4 protein-coding genes are annotated in these 3,483 nt (G+C 74.1%); 2 read left to right on the top strand and 2 right to left on the bottom strand.

The features are described 5' to 3' along the window. Window positions 1–372, top strand: a 372-nt coding sequence (locus ACFFNX_RS45345) for a hypothetical protein (RefSeq protein ID WP_378212499.1), incomplete at its 5' end; no start/stop codon positions are given. Between the two features lie 35 nt (window positions 373–407). Further along, window positions 408–1,226: a hypothetical protein gene (locus tag ACFFNX_RS45340; protein WP_378212498.1), complete on the top strand. Its 819-nt coding sequence runs from the start codon at window positions 408–410 to the stop codon at window positions 1,224–1,226. Here ACFFNX_RS45340 and ACFFNX_RS45335 read toward each other — a convergent pair. Next, the gene (locus tag ACFFNX_RS45335; protein WP_378212497.1) at window positions 1,204–2,376 is read right to left on the bottom strand and encodes a glutathione-independent formaldehyde dehydrogenase; all 1,173 of its coding nucleotides are present in this window, start codon (window positions 2,374–2,376) and stop codon (window positions 1,204–1,206) included. The genes ACFFNX_RS45340 and ACFFNX_RS45335 overlap by 23 nt on opposite strands. A gap of 82 nt (window positions 2,377–2,458) precedes the next feature. Then, on the bottom strand, window positions 2,459–3,483 hold a 1,025-nt coding region (locus tag ACFFNX_RS45330; protein WP_378212496.1), incomplete at its 5' end, for an RNA polymerase sigma factor.

The raw sequence follows: 3,483 nt of genomic DNA, 5'->3' as shown, positions 1-3,483 counted from the left end.
CTCACCCCCGCCGCGCTGTCGCGCGTCGGCGCCGGTCGCGCCGACCCGGGCTTCGCCCGCTGGGACTGCCGCTGGAAGGGCGCGGGCGAGACCGACGTTCAGCTGCGCTTCGACCGCAACGGCCCGCTGAGCGCCGGGGACGACGGCACACCGGTGCGCCTCGCCGGCCACGCCGCCTTCATCCAGGCCGGCGGCGACGGCCATGGCACGTGCGTGGCCCAGGTCGTGCACCGCACCTACACCGACACCGGCGGGCAGCCGACCGCCGAGATCGTCTTCCTCGTGGTGTCCGGATCACGAGCCGAGAGCCGGCTCTGCGCCGACGCGAAGGCCCTCGCCTCGGCCGCCGCGACCCGGCTGCCCAAGACGTGAACGCGCACGACCCACACGATGACGGGAGGACGCAGGTGAGTCCGTTTCGGCCGGTGGACGGCGGTACGACGTTGCCGGAGAGCCATGGCAGCCTGGCCCGCGGCGTCCCGCCGTCGGCACCCGGCACCATCTTCACCCTGACCCTCGCCGGCGGCATCGCGCTCGGCTCGGGCGAGGGCCGCGAGGTGATCTTCGGCCGCAACCGGCCCGACGTGCACGTCTGTCTCGGCGAGGACGACCTTCGGGTGAGCCGCCGGCACGGCAGCCTCGTGCACCGCGGCCGGCACTGGTGGCTGCACAACACCGGGCGGCTGCCGATCCGGCTGCCCGGCGCGCGCCTGCTGTTCGGGAACGAGGAGCCGGTGCCGCTGGCGGAGGGATACACGCCGCTGTTCGTCCGCGGTTCGAACGAACGCGAGCACCTGCTCGAGGTGTACGTCGCCGGCGCCGACGGGCGACGGCCCGCCCCCCGCCACGAGGACGTCACCCGGCCGCCCAAGGTGTGGAGGCTCGACGAGGACGAACGTCTCGCGCTGATCGTCCTCGGCCAGCGATACCTGCTGCACGAGCCGCGCCCGCAGCCCCTGCCCTGGCACATGGCGGCCGGGCAGCTCGCCGAGCTGCGGCCGGACGCCGGCTGGACCCGCAAGAAGGTCGAACACCTCGTCGTCGGCGTACGCAACCGGCTGTCCGCCGGCGGCGTCGCGGGCCTGACCCGCGCCGAGATCGGCGAGCCGGTCGGCAACGCCCTCAACCACAACCTGCTCCGCGAGCTGCTCCTGTCCACCACGCTCGTCCCGCCGGACCTGGCCGTCCTGGACGAGCCGCCCGTCAGGGGCGGAGAACGGCCTTGATGACACCGTCGGCGCGCCGGTCGAAGACCCGGTAGAGCGCCGGCGCCTCCTCGACCGGTCCGTGGTGGGTGACGATCACACTCGGATGGGCCCGCCCCGACAGGATCAGGTCGCGGAGCAGCACGGTGTAGCGCCGGTCGTGGGTACGGCCGAACCGCACCGACACGCCCTTGGCGAACAGCGTGGCCCACGGCACCGAGAGCCGGCCGTCGGTGTGGCCCCGAGGGGCGGGGGACAGGTCCTTCTCGGCGTACACGCCGATGATGCCCAGGTGCCCGCCGGGGTTCACCAGGTGGGCCAGGTCGCTGATGACCTGCGTGGGGTTCTCCTCGCCGGGCCGGAGGCGGTCGCAGGCCTGGAACCCGACCGCGTCGATGCCGGCGTCCACCCCGCTCAGGGGTTCCTCGCCGGGCGGCAGGCCGGAGGCGCGGCGCAGATCGCGGATCTGCTCGACCGGATCGCCCGCACGGAAGTCGACGGGCGTGGCGCCGATCTCGGCCGCCTTCTCCAGCCGCTCGGGCACCTGGTCGACGACGTAGACCTCCTCGGCGCCCTTGAGCAGTGCGCTGTACGCCGAGAGCAGTCCGATGGCGCCCGCGCCGAAGACCGCGACGGCCGCGCCGGCGGACACCGACGCCAGCTCGGTCGCGTGCCAGCCGGTCACGAACGCGTCGGGCAGCATCGCGAAGTCGTCCTCGAACACATCGTCCGGCTCTCCGGGCACCGGAACGCAGTTGGCGTCGGCGAAGGGCACGCGCAGCAGTTCGGCCTGCGCGCCCCGGTAGCAGCCCATCCCGGCATAGCCGTACGCGGCGCCGAACCCGCCGGGACGCACGCGCAGGCAGGCCGCGGACAGCCCCCGCGCGCAGTTGACGCACACCCCGCAGTAGAGGTGGGTCGGGATCACCACCCGGTCTCCGCGCTCGACCATCGTTACGGCGTCGCCCACGCTCTCGACCACGCCGAGCGGCTCGTGGCCGAGGACCATGCCGGGCTCGGCGCCCGTGCGCCCGTCGTACATGTGCAGGTCGGTGCCGCAGATCGCACTGGAGGTCACCCGGACGACGACGTCGGACGGCTCCTCGATCCGTGCGTCCGGCACCTCCTCGACCGAGACCGTACGGGTGCCCTCGAAGACGACCGCCCTCACCGCACGACTCCGTTCTCGCTCATGCCCGGTTCCGTACCCGCCCTCGGCGCATGTCAGGCGGGGCAGGTCCCGTACGTGGCCGCTACCGGGTGTGTCCGGTGAGACGGGCGGCGCGGGCGATGAGGTAGTGGCGTTCGGGCAGGCTCATCGTCAGCCGGGCGGCCGTGCGGTAGTGCTCCACGGCCTCCGCGTGGTCGCCGCGCATCTCCAGCAGGTGGGCCCGGGTCGCGTGCAGCCGGTGGTGGCCGGAGAGGCGGCCGTCGGACTCCAGCGCGTCGAGGAGTGCCAGGCCGGCCGCCGGGCCGTGGGCCATGGCCGCCGCCACGGCGCGGTTGAGCGCGACCATCGGGTTGTCCGACATGCGTTGGAGCAGTCCGTACAGCGCGAGGATCTGCGGCCAGTCGGTCTCCTCGGCGGTGGCCGCCTCGTCGTGGACCGCGTTGATCGCGGCCTGGAGCTGGTACGGGCCGACCGCGCCCCGGGACAGGGTCGCGGTGATGAGCGCGACGCCCTCCGCGATCGCCGGGCCGTCCCACCGGCTCCGGTCCTGCTCGGCGAGTGACACCAGTTCTCCGGACGGGTCCGTACGGGCCGGTCGCCGTGCCTCGACCAGCAGCATCAGCGCCAGCAGCCCGGCCACCTCGGCGTTGTCGGGCAGCAGCGCGTGCACGGCCCTGGTCAGCCGGATCGCCTCCCGGGACAGCTCGACGCGGTGCAGGCCGGCACCGGTCGTCCCGGTGTAGCCCTCGTTGAAGATCAGGTAGAGGACGTGCAGCACCGACCGCAGGCGGCCCGGCCATTCCTCCACCGACGGCCTGCGGAACGGCACGCCGGAGGCCCTGATGCGCTGCTTGGCCCGGCTGATCCGCTGGGCCATGGTCGCCTCGGGCACCAGGAACGCCGCCGCGATCTCGGCGGTCGTCAGCCCGCCGACGGACCGCAGCGTGAGCGCGATGGCCGACGCCGGGGTCAGCGACGGGTGGCAGGCCAGGAACAGCACGGTCAGCGTGTCGTCGCGGTCCGCCTCGCCCTCCTCGTCGGCGGCCGGCGCCGACCGGCGGTCGTCCGGCGTCCGCCGGGCCACCAGGTCCTCCCGGCGCCGCCGCG

Origin of the sequence: Actinoallomurus acaciae (assembly GCF_042429965.1) — a bacterium.
GTDB classification, from domain to species: Bacteria; Actinomycetota; Actinomycetes; order Streptosporangiales; family Streptosporangiaceae; genus Actinoallomurus; species Actinoallomurus acaciae.
The sequence above is the reverse complement of the archived record's forward strand: the minus strand, read 5'-3'. Positions and strand labels throughout refer to the sequence as shown.